The 16350-nt window shown below is 44.0% G+C and carries 14 protein-coding genes and 1 pseudogene; 9 read left to right on the top strand and 6 right to left on the bottom strand.

From position 1 onward, the window contains the following. Positions 1–192: a hypothetical protein gene (locus tag AC0L66_RS22880; RefSeq protein WP_473569537.1), complete on the bottom strand. Its 192-nt coding sequence runs from the start codon at positions 190–192 to the stop codon at positions 1–3. 290 nt (positions 193–482) lie between these two features. Here AC0L66_RS22880 and ylqF point away from each other — a divergent pair. Continuing rightward, positions 483–1422, top strand: a pseudogene (gene ylqF / locus AC0L66_RS22875) (ribosome biogenesis GTPase YlqF). Between the two features lie 132 nt (positions 1423–1554). Here the strand turns inward: ylqF and AC0L66_RS22870 are convergent. From AC0L66_RS22870 to AC0L66_RS22855, 4 genes are all read right to left on the bottom strand, one after another. Next, complete coding sequence (locus tag AC0L66_RS22870; protein WP_473569536.1) at positions 1555–2490, bottom strand: hypothetical protein; 936 nt, start codon at positions 2488–2490, stop codon at positions 1555–1557. Next, positions 2480–3130: a DUF1007 family protein gene (locus AC0L66_RS22865; protein WP_265673822.1), complete on the bottom strand. Its 651-nt coding sequence runs from the start codon at positions 3128–3130 to the stop codon at positions 2480–2482. The genes AC0L66_RS22870 and AC0L66_RS22865 overlap by 11 nt, the downstream gene beginning before the upstream one ends. 19 nt (positions 3131–3149) lie before the next feature. Further along, the gene (locus AC0L66_RS22860) at positions 3150–4433 is read right to left on the bottom strand and encodes a peptidoglycan DD-metalloendopeptidase family protein (RefSeq protein ID WP_473570871.1); all 1284 of its coding nucleotides are present in this window, start codon (positions 4431–4433) and stop codon (positions 3150–3152) included. Positions 4434–4929: 496 nt separating this feature from the next. Further along, positions 4930–5874, bottom strand: coding sequence for an aldo/keto reductase (locus AC0L66_RS22855; RefSeq protein WP_473569534.1), 945 nt, complete (start codon positions 5872–5874; stop codon positions 4930–4932). A 610-nt stretch (positions 5875–6484) separates the two neighbouring features. Between AC0L66_RS22855 and AC0L66_RS22850 the strand changes: the two genes are divergently transcribed. The 4 genes from AC0L66_RS22850 to AC0L66_RS22835 all read left to right on the top strand — a co-directional run bounded on the left by AC0L66_RS22850 (position 6485) and on the right by AC0L66_RS22835 (position 10531). Further along, a complete protein-coding gene (locus AC0L66_RS22850; protein ID WP_473569532.1) occupies positions 6485–7723 on the top strand; it encodes a porin in 1239 nt (412 codons plus the stop codon). Positions 7724–8132: 409 nt separating this feature from the next. Then, positions 8133–9122, top strand: coding sequence for a porin (locus AC0L66_RS22845; protein WP_473569531.1), 990 nt, complete (start codon positions 8133–8135; stop codon positions 9120–9122). Further along, positions 9088–9333: a hypothetical protein gene (locus tag AC0L66_RS22840; RefSeq protein WP_473569529.1), complete on the top strand. Its 246-nt coding sequence runs from the start codon at positions 9088–9090 to the stop codon at positions 9331–9333. Before AC0L66_RS22845 ends, AC0L66_RS22840 begins: the two co-directional genes overlap by 35 nt. A gap of 301 nt (positions 9334–9634) precedes the next feature. Beyond that, positions 9635–10531: a hypothetical protein gene (locus AC0L66_RS22835; RefSeq protein ID WP_265673817.1), complete on the top strand. Its 897-nt coding sequence runs from the start codon at positions 9635–9637 to the stop codon at positions 10529–10531. 113 nt (positions 10532–10644) lie between these two features. Here the strand turns inward: AC0L66_RS22835 and AC0L66_RS22830 are convergent, their stop codons facing one another. Beyond that, entirely contained in the window at positions 10645–11526 is an 882-nt protein-coding gene (locus AC0L66_RS22830) for a LysR substrate-binding domain-containing protein (protein ID WP_265673816.1), read from the bottom strand. Positions 11527–11617: 91 nt separating this feature from the next. Here AC0L66_RS22830 and AC0L66_RS22825 point away from each other — a divergent pair, with 91 nt between their 5' ends. The 4 genes from AC0L66_RS22825 to AC0L66_RS22810 all read left to right on the top strand — a co-directional run bounded on the left by AC0L66_RS22825 (position 11618) and on the right by AC0L66_RS22810 (position 16059). After that, complete coding sequence (locus AC0L66_RS22825; RefSeq protein WP_265677021.1) at positions 11618–12499, top strand: DMT family transporter; 882 nt, start codon at positions 11618–11620, stop codon at positions 12497–12499. A gap of 91 nt (positions 12500–12590) precedes the next feature. After that, on the top strand, positions 12591–13601 hold the full coding sequence (locus AC0L66_RS22820; protein ID WP_265676987.1) for an ABC transporter substrate-binding protein: 1011 nt from the start codon (positions 12591–12593) through the stop codon (positions 13599–13601). A gap of 326 nt (positions 13602–13927) precedes the next feature. Further along, positions 13928–14821 carry an ABC transporter permease gene (locus tag AC0L66_RS22815; protein WP_250615964.1) on the top strand — a complete coding sequence of 298 codons (894 nt, stop codon included), beginning with the start codon at positions 13928–13930 and terminating at the stop codon, positions 14819–14821. Further along, entirely contained in the window at positions 14821–16059 is a 1239-nt protein-coding gene (locus tag AC0L66_RS22810) for a quaternary amine ABC transporter ATP-binding protein (protein WP_473569528.1), read from the top strand. The genes AC0L66_RS22815 and AC0L66_RS22810 overlap by 1 nt, the downstream gene beginning before the upstream one ends. The last annotated feature ends 291 nt before the right edge of the window (positions 16060–16350 follow it).

Genomic DNA, 16350 nt, shown 5'->3' with positions numbered 1-16350 from the left:
TTAAACCGTTTCCGACTGTTTTAGCGCAACCCTTAGCGAAGGTTTTTTCTTCAGTCGCGTATTAAGCTCGTCCTCTGTGCTATACCGCTCAACCCCGCCTTTCCATGTTTCTAAGACTGGAATGTTCTGCATCCCTTTGGCAGAGAACCCATCTTGCTCATTAACACTCATGTGGTTTGATTGTTGACTCATGGTCATTCCTTTATCGGTTGCTACTTTTTTAAAAACTATCTTCAAAAACTAATACAAGAGGAACGAAAGGGTTATTACAGCTCATTACAACTCAACAAAGCAGAACAAAAGTATACAGTTCCCTTCAATCGCCTGTTTTAACTCGAAATACGAGGCGTATCTCAACATCACAGACAAAGCCTCTACTAGATTTTTCTTAGCAATAAATGGCAATCAAACACCGCTAGCCCTTTACTATCTCTACGATCCCCCTAAAATGGGCAAAAAATTTAACACTGAGGGTTTCATTCATGTCCATTCAATGGTTTCCGGGCCACATGCACAAGGCACTTAAAGAAATTGAGGAAGTGATTCCGCAAGTCGATGTCATCATCGAAGTCCTTGATGCTCGAATCCCTTTTAGTAGTGAGAACCCAACGATCGCGAGCCTAAGAGGCGATAAGCTTAGTCGTTAAAGTGTTGAACAAACGTGACTTAGCCGATCCAGAAAAAACCGAGCTTTGGATCGAGCACTTAGAAAAAGAGCAAGGCGTGAAAGCCATTGCGATTACCACCAGTAATCAGCATGAAGTGCAGCAAATCCTTGAGCTTTGTCGAAAGCTGGCTCCAAATCGCGAAGCGATTGGTAAAAACATTCGCACCATGATCATGGGTATCCCTAACGTGGGTAAATCCACCATCATCAATAGCCTGGCGGGTCGCACTATTGCCGTAACTGGTAACCAGCCTGCGGTTACTCGCCGCCAGCAACGAATCAACCTGCAAAATGGGGTCGTGCTATCTGATACCCCAGGAGTACTGTGGCCAAAAGTGGAAAACCCGCACAGTGGATTCCGCCTTGCGGCAACTGGCGCAGTAAAAGATACCGCGATTGAATACGATGAAGTGGCCTTTTATACAGTTGAATACCTTGCGCAATACTATGCAGAGCGACTTAAAGAGCGCTACCAGATTGATGAAGAGCTACCAGAATCTGACCTAGAACTCATGGAGTTGATTGGTAAGAAGCGTGGTGCGCTGCAATCCGGTGGTCGTGTCAATCTTCACAAAGCTTCTGAGATTTTGTTGCATGAGCTACGCAGTGGCACGCTTGGACAAATTACGCTTGAGCTGCCTGAAATGATCACCAAAGAGTTGATTGAAGTCGAGATTGAAGAAGCTCGTAAGACAGAAGCGAAAATTAAGAAAAAAGAAGAACGCCGTAAGCGCTATTTGAAGAATAAGCGCTAGTTATTACCACTATCCGCTCAAAAGTCACTCAATAAAACGCTCTCTTTCATGAGAGCGTTTTTGTATTCGCCCGCCCTGTCTCTCGAGACAAATCCGCGCCTTTAGGTAACGCACTGCCTCTAAATCATACCACTAGAATATCGGTGACATTGTCACCTTTGCATTTGCCAACAATGTCCAGCCTAACCCCATATAAAATAGGTTAATTGCTAGCACGGTTATACTTTGCCAGTTTTTATGCGCTGGTGACTCTGCCCCGTTGTCTTTAGTTTGAACGACAAAACGGCGTTGGAGACTTAGCGCTAAAATAGAGACCAACAGCAAAGATAAAAAACTGCCCACAAAACTGGCAATTAACAATAGGTTTGCAATGGATTGTTCGAACCACATAGCGGTATAGAGAAATATCAGGCTAGTACTTAGACATGGCCGAAGCGCCACAACCAGCATCACCCAATAGGACGACGAAATATTGGACGCTCTGCTAGTAAATAGCATGGACGGTTCAATCTGCTTTACTTGATCGCTTTGCCTCAACAAAAATACCACTCGTTTAAGTACGCCAAATAGCCCGATTGCGAGCATCCCTGCACCAACCCACTGATTAAGATTGCCCACTAACGTTATGGTGTCTTTAAACCCTAAGACTAAAACCCACTGCAAGGCAGATGCCACCAGCCAAGTACTAAGACCCTGCACGACATTGATTGCCAAAGCAAAACCCGCTATCCGGCGTAGCGTCGGTTTAGAGGCGTGCATAGCAATAAGCAATACCGACTTACCATGACCAGGACCCAGTGAGTGAACAAAACCGTAGCCACAAACCGCAAGAACCACCCACCATTGTGAGCCACTCCAGCCACTTACGCTGAACCATTGCTCCCCTTCTTCTGGCTGATTCACTTCAAGGGCGTCAGTGAGGTGCTCTAACAACGTCCGTTGCAGCGATTGAAAACTCCAACGCAGGTAAACCCAGTTCTCGGCAATCCAATACAGTCCACCTATCAGCAACACGCTTAAAAGCACTATCGTGCAAGCAAACTTAATTCGATGTCGATTATTTACCACAATAGATACTCACCGTTTGGCTAAAGTGCTGGCCCAGATCCGCATCTTCTTCGCTGTCTCTTGCGAGCGACATGGCGTAATTTTGAATGTCTTGCGATGGCGAGGGCTGTGCTAAGCCGACGTGACATTGAGAAGCGACACTCGAATCTAGCTTGATCGCCCGTGAAGATTTCCACGCAATATCAATAAAGTAGGTGTTGTCATAAGTCTGAATAGCCAAGCTCTGCGTGGAAAGTTCAACTGATTTAGAAAGCGGAAGCAAAAATACCAATACCATTCTCTTACCACGCTTTTTTAAAGAGTACGATGTAGGTATTCGAAACTTAAGTGGCTCACCATTCAGATACAGATAGGTAAAATAATGGGTATTAAGCAAATTCGACATTAAACGCCGTGCTTCTTGTGATGCACGCTCCTCACTCTCGAAGATAGAAAAGTCGCCATCCAATGCATAAGCACTGGTAAAAGGATCAAACACCCACTCCATTTCGAGGCTATCTACACGAGTACCTTCTCCATGAATAGTTAAGGTATGGCTTATCCAAGAGTGTGGATGACCGTAGCAAAATGGTGACAGCACCATCACTAACAAAAATAACCGAACGAGCTTTATTGCACGATGTTTTCGATGACCAATCATCCTATGTATGCGCCCCATACTAAGAAGCATGTCGAGCCGCCAGATCGTCGCCACGACGCTGCCATTGCTGTGAAGAGACATCGTCAAAAGTGGCGATCAGCATCGAAAATGAGTCCTGCTCTTTATCGGCTAGCGATTGTGCCAATGGCAAATCTACCCGCATCGGATCAACGGGCTGATTGCGCACTAGCACCTCAAAGTGAAGATGCGGACCCGTTAGACGACCGGTATCACCAGACAACGCAATTTTCTGCCCGCGCTTAACTACATCGCCCTTCTTAACGAGAAAGCGGCTTAGATGTAGGTAACGTGTGGTATAAATACTATTGTGTTCAATCACTAAGTATTTTCCCGCGTATGGGTGCTTCCTTAGTGCCAACACTTTACCATCCCCTGTCGAGTAGATTGGCGCCCCTACCGGCGTCGCGAAATCGGTACCATTATGAGGTGAGACTCTTCCCGTAACTGGGTGCTTTCTGTCGCGATTAAAAGGCGATGTGATCCTGCGATATTCTTTGGCAACAGGGTATCGATTGAAAGCTTGCTCTAAGCTGTTTCCGTCACGATCATAGAATCGACCATCTCGCGCTAAAAAGGCGGACACAACATCTTTACCTATATAAAAGCGGACACCTTGTATCTCGGAGTTTCCAGTTGAATACGAGCCTAGATATTGTTCATTCACCAATACTTCAAACTTGTCTCCACGCCTTAAATCACGGGAAAAATTAATTTTTTCAGCCATAACACGACTAATGGTTGCGATTTGGCGAGAGCTCAACCCTTGCTTATTGGCAGATACAGAGAAACTTCCAACAATTTCGCCTATGTACATACGTGGCTTCCACTGCCCCTGCTCTTCTATGAAGTCATAATGAAACCGTGTTTGGTTTGGTTCTTCATCATTGCTGATACGAGAATAGACTGATCGTTCAACCAGGCTATGGTGATAAGTCAGTGCGATAAGCTGACTTGTTGACCTATCGACAACAAACTCTAAGCGCTTCTTTGGCACAAGATTATCGAGCTTTAAATCTGAGATATCCGCCGACAACAGTTCAGGTATCGTTGCGAGCGGCAGGGCCAGTGTTTCGAAAATCGTACTTAACGAGTCACCGAATTGAATACGGTAATGAATACGTTCAACATTGGCCATGTTGAGCTCTGATACCGATTCAAGATCTGAATCAAGTAAAAGCTTGGTATTAAACGGGGTGATTTTTACCGTGTAGTCGTCGTTCTGCGGGTAAGTAGCGAGTGAGAAGGCATCTGCAATAAAAGATCGACCACTGGTGAGTGTCATGCCAACAAGAATAACAGTGAAACAAATTAGGCTAATGGCTAAAGAAAAGGGTCTGTACAACATAGGTAATGAGCGAATTACGTAAATTTGTTACGTTATAACATAACAATACAAAAAAGAACAATCAGAGTGCGTACTTTAACGACATACTCGTTTCTAAGATGGTTCTATGGTTCTATGGTTCTATGGTTCTATGGTTCTATGGTTCTATGGTTCTATGGTTCTATGGTTCTATGGTTCTATGGTTCTATGGTTCTATGGTAAAGAATACATAGAGAAAGAAAGAAACAAAGAAATAAACTGATAAAGCCGTCGTCTTTTATTGAAGGGTAAAGGGAGGAGTCAGATTTTAGGCACAAAAAACCGCACGGCATAATAAAGTCACTTCATTTAGGTAGTTAGACTTAGCACGTGCGGCTATTTTTAAGGCGCTAAACGGAAACGTTAAAACATTCAATTCGTCTCTGTTTGTTATTGCCCGTTTATCGAATGATGGTTATGGCACACCATGACCTTTAGACGCAACCCAAACTCGGTACCATTGTTCGCGAGTAAGTTCGATGTCCATCGCTTCGACAGCCGCTTGAACACGGTCAATTTTCCCTGAACCGATAATTGGTAATGGATTTGAAGGTAAACGTCTAACCCAGGCAAAGATCACTTGGTCGATACTGCTTGCGCCCACTTCTTGACGAATCGCTTCGAGTTCACCGCGTACACGTTGCGCTTGATCTGACTGCCCAGAGAATATTTCGCCACCTGCAAGCGTAGACCATGCCATTGGAGAAACACGTAGTTGTTGCAACTGATCCAGTGTGCCGTCGTGAGCAACGTCAAAATTCAACGGATTAATTTCCACTTGGTTTGTGACTAGTGGCTTACTTAGACGGGATTGAAGTAGATCAAATTGACGAGGAGAGAAGTTCGAGACACCAAAATGCTTCACCTTGCCGACTTTATGCAGCTCGGTAAACGCTTCTGCCACTTCATCAGCGTCCATCAACACATCCGGACGGTGTATCAATAACACGTCAATTTCATTAATCCCAAGTCGCTGCAAGGAATTATCTACCGACTGGTAGATGTGTTTTGCACTGGTGTCGTAATGATTGATTTTGCGATCAGCAAATTTTTCACTGCATAAATTGATATCGCATTTAGTGATGATTTGAATCTCATCCCTGATTTGGCTATCTAGCGCTAATGCTTCACCAAACAACTGTTCACATTCATAATTGCCATAAATGTCGGCGTGATCAACCGTTGTTACACCGAGTTCAATATGCTGTTTGAGAAAGGTTAATCGTTCCTGAGGGGTCATACCCCAATCAGCTAGTCGCCAGTACCCCTGAACCAACTGTGACAGCTCTGGCCCACTTGGCGCAGTGGTGACTTTCGAAACTGCTTTTGAAGCTGATGTTGAAACCGCTGTTGAAACCATAGGTTTACTCCTTATTTTACCTAGCGATATCCTAAGCTGCTTTCACATTGCCCTCAATGGATAATTACCGCATTTGGTGAATAACACCCTTATCCCCGCGCCACCGCACCTAAAAATGACACACAAAAGGTAAAAAATCATCAACCCAGCCAATGCTCAACCAATACCCGCCAAGCAATCAAATGCCCAGCAAGCCAACAACCGAGCTAGACACACTAGCAGACAGCCCGGAAGAGTTATTTTTATCATTCACAGAAGCAATCTAAAAATCTAAAGCAATAACAATGCACCTATAACGAGAAACATCCAGTTAACATCAATCTTATTTCCTGTCAGTTACCCCCTCTCAACTATTGACAAACATAATAGTTAAAAAAACATCGGTCCAATTTATGTGACCTAGATTAAACACCTGTTTGAAAGAAATATTTTACACTTAACTCAAATGACGCGTAGATGAATTCGCGAACTGGAATACAAGAAAAATATACAAAACTGAAATACTAGCAATATGTAAACCTGTCCCCCAACAGTGGTATTTAAAAATAGAATCTATTTTTAAACGGGGTAATAAACTCCAAAAATGGATAACAATAAAAAGGAAATAACTATGAAAGGTCTATTTAAACTTTCTACGCTTGCAATCAGTGTATTTGCCGCTTCACAAGCTGGCGCGATTGAGCTTTATAATAATGAAGGAACTGAGCTGACTATGTACGGCGCAATTGCGGCGCAAGTTAGTAAATATGATTATGATAAATCAACGGCTATGGGCAGCCCCTTTGCTTATGATTACAACAGTGATGTCACTCATGTTGAAGACCCAGGCTCATACGTTGGTTTTGATATCTCCCATACGATGGGTAAATTCAGCGGTGTCGTTAAATTAGAGTTTGATGTTAACTTTAATACTCAATCAGACCTATCAGACGACGCACTTGCCGAGCGTCAAACATACGTTGGCTTTGGACATGAAGATTTCGGTACCGTTACAATTGGTCGTCAAGAAAGTCCATATATGAAAACCGACAAAGGTTACTACGCATACTGGGTTGGCGGTCTAAACATGATGCAATCTGATGAGCTTGGAAGCCGCCGTACTGCCAATACCGTTGTTTGGCAAAATGATTTTGATAACCTGTATATCGGACTTCAATACCAAGCAGCTCGAACAGCAGATATGATTGCGTTTGGTAATGGTTTAAACTTCGGTTCAGTGCTAGTTGGGGGTGATTTTGCTGACGCAACTGTTCCTACCGGTATTAAAGTCGACGATGGTTACGGCGCAGCGATCGCTTATACATTCGATTTCGGTACGTACATCTCAGCAGCATACAATCAAGCAAATAATATAAACGGATATTTCTTCGACACATTAGGTGATATTACTGATACGAAGCTGGCAACCGATGCCGAAGTAATGCAGTACGCGCTCGCAGTAGAGCATCACTTCATGGAAGGTGCGCTTTCACTATCAGCTCGTTATGAACATTTTGAATCGAAAGATAATGGCGTAACTCAAGCATTTAAGAGTAAAACAGATAACTTCGGTATAGGTGCAAACATGTACGTATCTGAAACAGTTCGTATCTATGGTGGATATGAGTTTGCTAAAGACAAAGATGAGCTTGCTGGGGGCACTAAGTCTGAAGCGACTATGTTTAACCTTGGCGCAGCATGGGCTCCGGTTCCATGGGGCGAAGTCTATCTTGAAGCTTATCGCGATGACGTAACTTTAAATAATTCAACTGATTGGACTTCATTCGACCTAAATGGGAGTCCTACTAAAAAACAAGACTACAATGGCACATCAAATAACTTCTTCCTAGGCGCAGCCGTATTCTTCTAAGTCAAATTAGATAAAAACGTACTGACTAATCCAGCCCTTAAGTTCCCTTAAGGGCTTTTTTACATCTCTCCAACAACACTATCGTCATTACTATTAAAGTTCCATCGACTATTTTGCTCGTGAATTAGACAGTCTGACCCATCAATTAAACTTATTAATACAACACCTCAATTACCCCCTGATAATCGAATGCATAAAAACTTATAAAAAAACAAACTGTGATAAACCTCATGAATACAATGGCATTTTATTAATAGACTGCTTGCGATAATTACTGGTTATTAAGGCCGTTAATAAGATTAACAAATATTATACATATCAATAATCAAAGTATTATCTAATTAATAAAGTAGTCGCTGGTGTTTTAAACAAACACTCGCTTTTAATTACCTAATATAAGTACAAAAATATGAAGCAATTAAATTTTTCGCACGCCCTTTCCCTGCTAGCTTTGGCAACTTTTTCTTCCACTGCAGTGGAGCTCTACAACGATGACAACACAGATCTGACGATGTATGGTGCCATTGCCGCGCATTTGAGCAGCTATCATTATGACCCAGAATCTCCAATGGGCAGTGGCGAAGCCATTGGTTACGAGTCTGGCAACCTCTACATCGAAGATCCCGGCTCTTGGATTGGATTTGACATCACCCATACCCTCGGAGATTATCGCGCCATTGTTAAACTTGAATACGATGTCAACTTTGGCACCCAATCCGATGAATCCGATGTCGCTTTAGCCCAACGACAAACCTATGTAGGCTTTGGCCATACGACCTATGGCGACATTACGATTGGTCGCCAAGAAAGCCCCTACGTAAAATCCGACGTCGGTTACTACGCCTATTTTGCTGGCGGATTAAACATGATGCAGTCAGACCAACTGGGCAGTCGCCGCACTAAAAACACCCTGATATGGAAGAAAGAAACCGATAACTTCTATATTGGGCTGCAATACCAAGCCAAGCGGTCCGAAGACCACATTGGATTTGGTAACCGTCTGAACTTTGGTGCATTTCTGCCAGCTGTGAGTGACGAAATCACCATCGATAGTGGTTTTGGCGCCGCCACTACTTACACAACGTCCCTTGGGACTTATTTTGTCGCGGCCTATAACCAAGCCAACGATATTTCAGGAAAGGTGATTGATTTGCTCGGCGATGCAAACCAAGAGATCACACTAAATAATGCCAATATTAAACAATTGGCACTTGGTGTAGAGCAGCACTTCTTAGACGGCGGCGCTTCCCTGTCTGCTCGATTTGAACGATTTGAAGCTCGCAACGGCAACTCTAGGTGGCACCGACTTAAATACCACCACCGACAACTTTGGTCTAGGCGCAAACCTATACGTTTCGGATTCTGTGCGCATTTATGGTGGGTACGAGTTTGGCATTGAGCGAGACAACACCACCAACGCCGTTGCCACCAAAACCTCCATGTTTAACCTTGGCACCGCATGGGCGCCTGTTCCTTGGGGTGAGCTCTACCTAGAGTCATACTCTGATGCTGTCACGTTAAACAACTCAACCAATTGGGTAACAGGTGGGGTTCATGACTATTATGGCAGGAACACTCACTTCTTCCTTGGCGCAGCAGTATTTTTCTAACTAAGGGCAGCCTAAGCAGCTAACTTCAGACAACTTATTCCGAATAACTCATTCCAAACAACGAAGCCCAACTAAACATGGAAACAAGAGGCCATTTCTCTTGTTTCCTCTTTCTCCTGTCCCTTCCCTCCTCACACCAATCTCATATCGATCTCTAGGAACCCGGAACGCGCCATTTCCCTTTAATTTTCCGCTCATATCCATACCCTTTCTGGTGTCTTTCGAGAAAGATCACAACAAAGTGCTATTATTTTACATAGAGTTGTATTGATTAATTACTAGACAGCAAGGAAGGTAAGGTATGTACGACCTAAAAAAAGAGTATGACCAGTTCGGCCCTTGGTTGGTCGAAATCCGGTCAGAACAAGATATTCCTCCGCAATTTTCCGAGCAACAGCATTTCTTTGACGATGCCGTCTATAGCTTCAAAATTCCAGTTCACCAAGAAAGAAGGAACATGAAACCAGGCATGTTGCTCTATCCTGAAGTCGTCATCATTCAAAATGACTTTATTTTGCATCTAAAGATTGATGGGGAACGCATTCAGGCTGAAAAAATGTGGTATACCGACGTGCTCTTTCTCACCCACGGAGGAGATTTACTCGATAACTATATCGGATTACAGTCCATTCAAGGTGAGATGGTGATCAAGTACAACCTTGTTTCTCAAGACGTCGCGAGCCATGTCATCAAACTGCTACGGGAAATGGTTTCACCACGTAAGCATTACCCAGTTTCTAACGAGTTGAATGATCACAGCTTACTCGACAAAGTGACCTACAGTTTTTATTGCGGTACTGAAAAGCCCATCGATCCTTTACACATTTTGGCCTATCAAAGCGAGCTGTCGCTCACCGAGCGCAAACGCAGTAGTCTGATGGATCTGTACCATAACTTCGTACAATACAAACTGCTTCGCTCGATGATAATGACTGATGGTGTTGATTTAATCATCGCCAATCAGGGTAAGCACATTATTGATATCAAGGATGCCAATTACAAATTTGGTCACACCTTTATACGCTTGGGGCTTATCGAAAGTATTGCATTGGAACCCCACCCCAACTTCCCTGAATTAAACGTGTTGATCATTAAAGTCGCACTGTGTGAATTTACCTTAGCCGTCGACAAACATTTTTCTATCGACAAAGTTCTGCAACTGCTGCATAACATCCATCACGTAGAAGAGATGGTTTAACCGAAATCTCCTGACGCTCACACAGTCTATCGCGTTGTGTCAGGAGAGACCGTCACTTGTGCTATCTTGGGGGTTAAGTTCGCGTATTATTAAACGTAATGAGATACGCATTCTTAGACGCATTGTTGCTGCAACCAGTTGGCCAATTTTTTAATTTCAGGCTGACGGGCTCGGCTATTTTTGTAAACAAAGTAGAAATGATCCCCGGTTTCCAAACCGTGTGACGGTATCATGACCAAATCTTGCAGATCGCGCTCCGTGACCATATAGCCATTAGCAAATGTGATTCCTTGGTCATATTTAGCCGCTTCTACTGCAAGCAACATATGACTAAAATGCTGCATATCGATGGTTTTTGGTAACTCAATTCCCCCTGCTTCGCACCATTTTTTCCAATCTCTCCCCCTTTCTCTAAATACCGAATCGGTTGACAGTATGGGATAATCCCAAATCGCCTCTGGTAACGGTTTATCGTGGATTTCTTTCCATATTTTTTGACTGCAAACCGGATAAAGGACTTCATTATAAAGCGGCACGGCCACGTAGTTTCGCGTAGGTTGTTCAACGGTAATAAAGCAATCTCCCGTTTTATCGGAAAGATCGGGATCCTCTGCCACCATGTTTAGTGTTAGCTCAATATCTGGGTAGAGTCGCTTGAATTCCGATAAGCGTGGTATAAGCCATTTCACCGCAAGGGAACTGTATAACGCCAAACGGATTGTCCCTTGCTCACCTTCTCTAATTCTCTGGCTCGCTTTGGCAATGGAAGCGATAGCAGGGCTCACTTCTTCTAGGTACTGCTCTCCACTTTCCGATAGGGATAATTTCCTCCCTTGCCGAATAAACAGTATTTCACCTAAGTAATCCTCAAGTAGACGGATCTGATGGCTCACCGCACTTTGCGTCACACTCAGTTCCGCCGCCGCAGTCGAAAAACTTAAGTTTCGAGCGACGGATTCAAAGCAGTGTACCGCTCTCAATGGAGGTAGTTTCATTATCTAAATAACTCATACTAAAAAAATATTTATCATTTAACTTCATCCTAAAATATCCCTATCCTTTGGTAAAGCAGCAAAGGAGAATTTTATGAGAGCGATGTCAGTCACCACCGCAATGTTATTGCTTGTTTTTGGAAACCAAATTGCGATTTTGTCTGACGCGATGATTAAGAGTGTCGGTAATGATGTTGCCGTCTTCCAGTTTGTTTTTTTCCGTCAAATCTCTGCGGTATTGCTTTTATTGCCTCTTTTTGCGCTTAGTAAACCCAAAAATCTCACTGCCGGACTTAAATGGCACATTGTTCGAGCACATGTCTGGCTATTTGGTGCGGTATTCATGGTTTACGCCATCTCGTCCATGCCTTTAGCCACCGCCAACGCGATTTTCTACGCGGCACCTTTAATGATGCTGCCACTGGCTGCCCTATTCTTTGGCGAAAAACTCTCCTCTCAAACCATCGCTGCCGCAATCATGGGCTTTGCTGGCGTATTGGTGATTATTCGACCCGATCAAATCGATTTTGCCGCCCTTGCCGCTTTGGTGGTCGCACTCACTATTGCCGTGAACAATTTACTTATTCGTAAATTGCCCAAGGAACAATCGGTCGTGCATACGCTACTCATTACCAACCTAGTTGGCATCCCAGTATCCTTATGCCTAGTGTATATGGAGGGGGATACTTGGGACTGGAGCGCTTTTCCTACCGCAGCAGCTTCAAGTACTTTTATTTTGATATACGCCGCGACGTGCGTGTTGACGTATCGTGCCGTAGACAGCAATAAAATCGCTAGTGCGGAATACAGCGGACTGATTGGCGCTGTGGCTGTTGGTCTATTATGGTTTGGGGAAGTGCCCGATATTTTTATGGCAATTGGAACCTTGATGATCGTCGTGCCTATTATTTGGCTCACTAAACGAGAAAAAAGACGCAACCGATCGCATATTAAATCAACATTAATTGACAATTAGTGATCTAGGTGTGAACAGAATGTGAATGAGGTTTGTAATATTTTTTCATATTTCATATACTTAATCGTGAACCCTGATATGGAAAATCATTATGAAACACCTTGCAAGGAAATTGCTAATCTCTTCACTGTTCGTCGCTTCATCCCTCCAAACTGTCTCTGCTAGTGAATGTGAACCCGTCACCATCGCTGACATGAACTGGAACTCTGCCACTCTCATTGCCAACATCGATAAGTTTATCCTAGAAAATGGTTATGACTGCCCAACAGAACTTGTTCCTGGCGATACCATGCCAACTGGCGCATCCATGATTTCAAAAGGACAGCCAGATATTGCGCCAGAGTTTTGGAGTAACTCCATGCGTGAAGCACTGGATGCGGGTGTAAAAGAAGGCCGTATTCAATACGCAGGCACAACACTTTCTGATGGCGGCGAAGAAGGCTATTGGGTCCCCGCTTATATGGTCGAAAAAGATCCTTCGCTTGGCACTATTGAAGGCGTGATCGCTAATGCTAAGCTCTTCAGCCACCCAGAAGATCCAGCTAAGTCAGGCTTTTATTCCTGTCCAGCAGGCTGGAACTGCCAAATTTCAGCAGGCAATCTATTTACTGCACTTAACTTAGAAGACGCTGGATTTGAAGTCATTGACCCAGGGTCAGGTGCGGGCTTGTCTGGTTCAATCGCTAAAGCTTACGAGCGTGAAGAAGCGTGGTTTGGCTACTACTGGGCACCGACTGCAGTATTAGGTAAATACAAAATGGTTAAAGTCGACTTTGGTAGCGGCGTTGATGCTGAGCACTTTAAAGAGTGCATTACCAATGAAGACTGTTTAACACCAAAAGCGACGATGTACCCACCTTCAGTTGTTGAAACCGTTGTGACAACGTCATTTGCAGAGAATTCGCCTGCCGCGATGGAATACTTCGCTAAACGTGAGTTCAGTAATGAACAGATGAATGGTTTACTTGCTTGGATGGAAGATGAGCAAGCTGACGGTGAATTTGCCGCTGAACATTTCATGAAAGAGTACAAAGATACATGGGCTGCTTGGTTACCTGCTGATGTTGCCGCTAAAGTGCAAGCTGCTATCGACGCATTGTAGTTCAAACGTATTTACAATTCGAACAGAGAGTAATCCGAACGCATTTTTAGTTCGAAAATAGCGACTCTCTGTTGCGGCGAACGAGCATTGATCATTGACGAGTGTGACACGTGCAGATCAATGCTCTCTTTATAACAACGATAAGTATGGTCGCCTTTGGGTTAGCGTAATTCTTCACCTTTTCGTTTTAGGCAAAGATGCTATATCAAGCGACCTTTTTTGCTATTGAGCCATGGTTATCCTTTGAAAGGTGACCAATGACAAACCTTTGTGGTGACGCATTAAAACGGCAAAAAATAGTGGCATAAGTGGTCAAGGAGTGACAGATGTCCGATGCCAGCTGGTTGAGTGAAATTCCTCAACTTGATAGAAAACAACTACTCGATATACGAAAAACACTTGATGGTGCGTATAGAGAGTTCTCCAGAGAATACGGAGACACGATTGAATCCCTATTCGATCCGCTTCTAAGCTTCCTCATATGGTTTGAAAAACTGCTACTAAGTAGCCCTTGGTGGCTCATTATTGGCATCTTGGCAGGTCTGGCTTTTGTTGCCAGCCGCTCATGGAAACTCACCCTTTCTGTTGCCGTCGCCTTCTTTTTAATTGGTTTCTTTGGTATGTGGGACAATACCATGCGAACCATGAGTATTATTCTCGTCTCAACCTTCGTCGCCATTGCGCTGGGCATCCCTACCGGAATACTGATGGCACAATCGAAAAAAGCACGAGCGGTCATCACCCCGATTCTTGATATCATGCAAACCATGCCCGCCTTCGTTTATCTTATACCTGTGGTTATGCTACTGGGCATAGGTAAAATTCCGGGTGTTATTGCCGTTGTTATCTATGCCATTCCACCGGTTATCCGTTTAACCGACCTTGGAATACGCTTAGTGGATAAAGATGTGTTAGAAGCCTCCACGGCCTATGGCGCCAGTCCGATGCAGCGTTTATTTGGGGTACAGGTACCACTTGCCATGCCAAACATTATGGCAGGCATTAACCAAACAATTATGATGGCGCTAGCAATGGTGGTCATTGCATCCATGATTGGCGTGAAAGGGCTAGGTCAACCAGTACTTAAGTCTATTACTAACCAATACTTTACTCTTGGTCTTCTAAACGGCCTTGCTATCGTAGCCCTGGCTATTATCTTTGACCGCGTCTCGCAAAGCTATGCTAAGCGTACGCAAGCACATTTAGGAGGACGAGACTAATGACTCAGCCTCAACCTATTATTCAGATCAAAAATCTGTACAAGATCTTCGGGCCGAAAGACAAATCCTACTTGCAAGCGGTGAAAGACGGCGAAAGCAAAGATGATCTTCTTGCTAGAACCGATCATACCCTTGGGCTGCAAAATATTAATCTTGATATTTATCCCGGTGAGATATTCGTTATTATGGGATTATCGGGTTCAGGTAAGTCGACGATGATTCGTCACTTTAACCGCCTCATAGACCCATCAGAAGGCGAAATCATCGTCGATGGCTCTGATGTGATGAAACTCTCTAACCAAGAGCTACGTGACTTCAGACGCCATAAAATGTCGATGGTATTCCAGCGTTTCGGGCTACTCCCGCACAAAACCGTTATCGACAACGTCGCTTATGGGTTGCAAATTCAAGGTTTAAGTAAAGACGACCGTTACGCAAAAGCGGGAGAATGGATTAAAACCGTAGGGCTTGATGGGTATGAGCAACAATACCCTAGCCAACTCTCTGGTGGACAACAGCAACGTGTCGGGCTAGCTCGAGCACTATGTACTGACGCCGATATTTTGCTAATGGATGAAGCCTTTTCTGCACTCGACCCGTTAATTCGAAGTGAAATGCAAGATCAACTGATCGAACTGCAAGAGAAACTACATAAAACCATCATCTTTATTACCCATGATTTGGATGAAGCACTACGAATTGGTGATCGCATTGCCATTCTTCGTGATGGTGTTGTCGTCCAGCAAGATAAGCCCGTAGATATCTTGTTAAACCCGGCCGATGATTACGTTGAAGCCTTCGTAAAAGACGTCAATCGAGCAAGGGCACTGACCGTTGAAACCGTCATGCAACCGCCTATTGCTCGTATTACCGCAGAAACTCTGGGTGAAGCCATTGCACAAATGCGTCGATCGTCAGAAGATTATGGTTACGTCGTCAACGATGATGGTTACCAAGGTGTCATCACGCAAGAAACGTTAGACCAAGTCGAGCAAAAAGATTATCACAAAGAAATCCCGTCTCAGATGCTTGACGATGTCCCTGCCGTTCAAAGTGATGCGCTACTTGAAGCCGTTATACCTGAAACACTAGACAGTGATCATCCACTGCCTGTTGTCGACGACAACGGCGACTTACAAGGTCACCTTTCAAAATCAACACTTGCCGATGTGTTAAGTGATACCTCTCAATCAGGCGATGAAGAGAAACCGTCTGCGGTAAAGAATAACGCTGCATAATCGCAGCGCTGATACTGAGCCTTGAGAACTCCCTACATATAACGCTTAATCACACCTTTTTGGTTGTGATTAAGCGTTATTCGTTTGCCACCGAAACCTTCACTAAACATACCCCTAAAAAATACACCAACCCCACACCATCAACACAAAAAATAGTATGGCCAGCCGCTATATAATGCACCAAGTGCAATTTTGCCCACCTTCATATCTGACACCTAAATACCACCGCTTATATTTTGCACACCAATAAACACAATCGATACCGTACAGCCGCTTATCCCTATAATTCAG

This window comes from Vibrio sp. GJ43-1 (assembly GCF_055808835.1).
The sequence above is the reverse complement of the archived record's forward strand: the minus strand, read 5'-3'. Positions and strand labels throughout refer to the sequence as shown.

Bases quoted from the DNA above. Each gene is read 5' to 3' on its own strand.
- AC0L66_RS22880 (WP_473569537.1), bottom strand. From the start codon at position 192: ATGAGTCAACAATCAAACCACATGAGTGTTAATGAGCAAGATGGGTTC.
- AC0L66_RS22865 (WP_265673822.1), bottom strand. From the start codon at position 3,130: ATGATTGGTCATCGAAAACATCGTGCAATAAAGCTCGTTCGGTTATTT.
- AC0L66_RS22860 (WP_473570871.1), bottom strand. From the start codon at position 4,433: ATGACACTCACCAGTGGTCGATCTTTTATTGCAGATGCCTTCTCACTC.
- AC0L66_RS22855 (WP_473569534.1), bottom strand. From the start codon at position 5,874: ATGGTTTCAACAGCGGTTTCAACATCAGCTTCAAAAGCAGTTTCGAAA.
- AC0L66_RS22850 (WP_473569532.1), top strand. From the start codon at position 6,485: ATGAAAGGTCTATTTAAACTTTCTACGCTTGCAATCAGTGTATTTGCC.
- AC0L66_RS22845 (WP_473569531.1), top strand. From the start codon at position 8,133: ATGAAGCAATTAAATTTTTCGCACGCCCTTTCCCTGCTAGCTTTGGCA.
- AC0L66_RS22835 (WP_265673817.1), top strand. From the start codon at position 9,635: ATGTACGACCTAAAAAAAGAGTATGACCAGTTCGGCCCTTGGTTGGTC.
- AC0L66_RS22830 (WP_265673816.1), bottom strand. From the start codon at position 11,526: ATGAAACTACCTCCATTGAGAGCGGTACACTGCTTTGAATCCGTCGCT.
- AC0L66_RS22825 (WP_265677021.1), top strand. From the start codon at position 11,618: ATGAGAGCGATGTCAGTCACCACCGCAATGTTATTGCTTGTTTTTGGA.
- AC0L66_RS22820 (WP_265676987.1), top strand. From the start codon at position 12,591: ATGAAACACCTTGCAAGGAAATTGCTAATCTCTTCACTGTTCGTCGCT.
- AC0L66_RS22815 (WP_250615964.1), top strand. From the start codon at position 13,928: ATGTCCGATGCCAGCTGGTTGAGTGAAATTCCTCAACTTGATAGAAAA.
- AC0L66_RS22810 (WP_473569528.1), top strand. From the start codon at position 14,821: ATGACTCAGCCTCAACCTATTATTCAGATCAAAAATCTGTACAAGATC.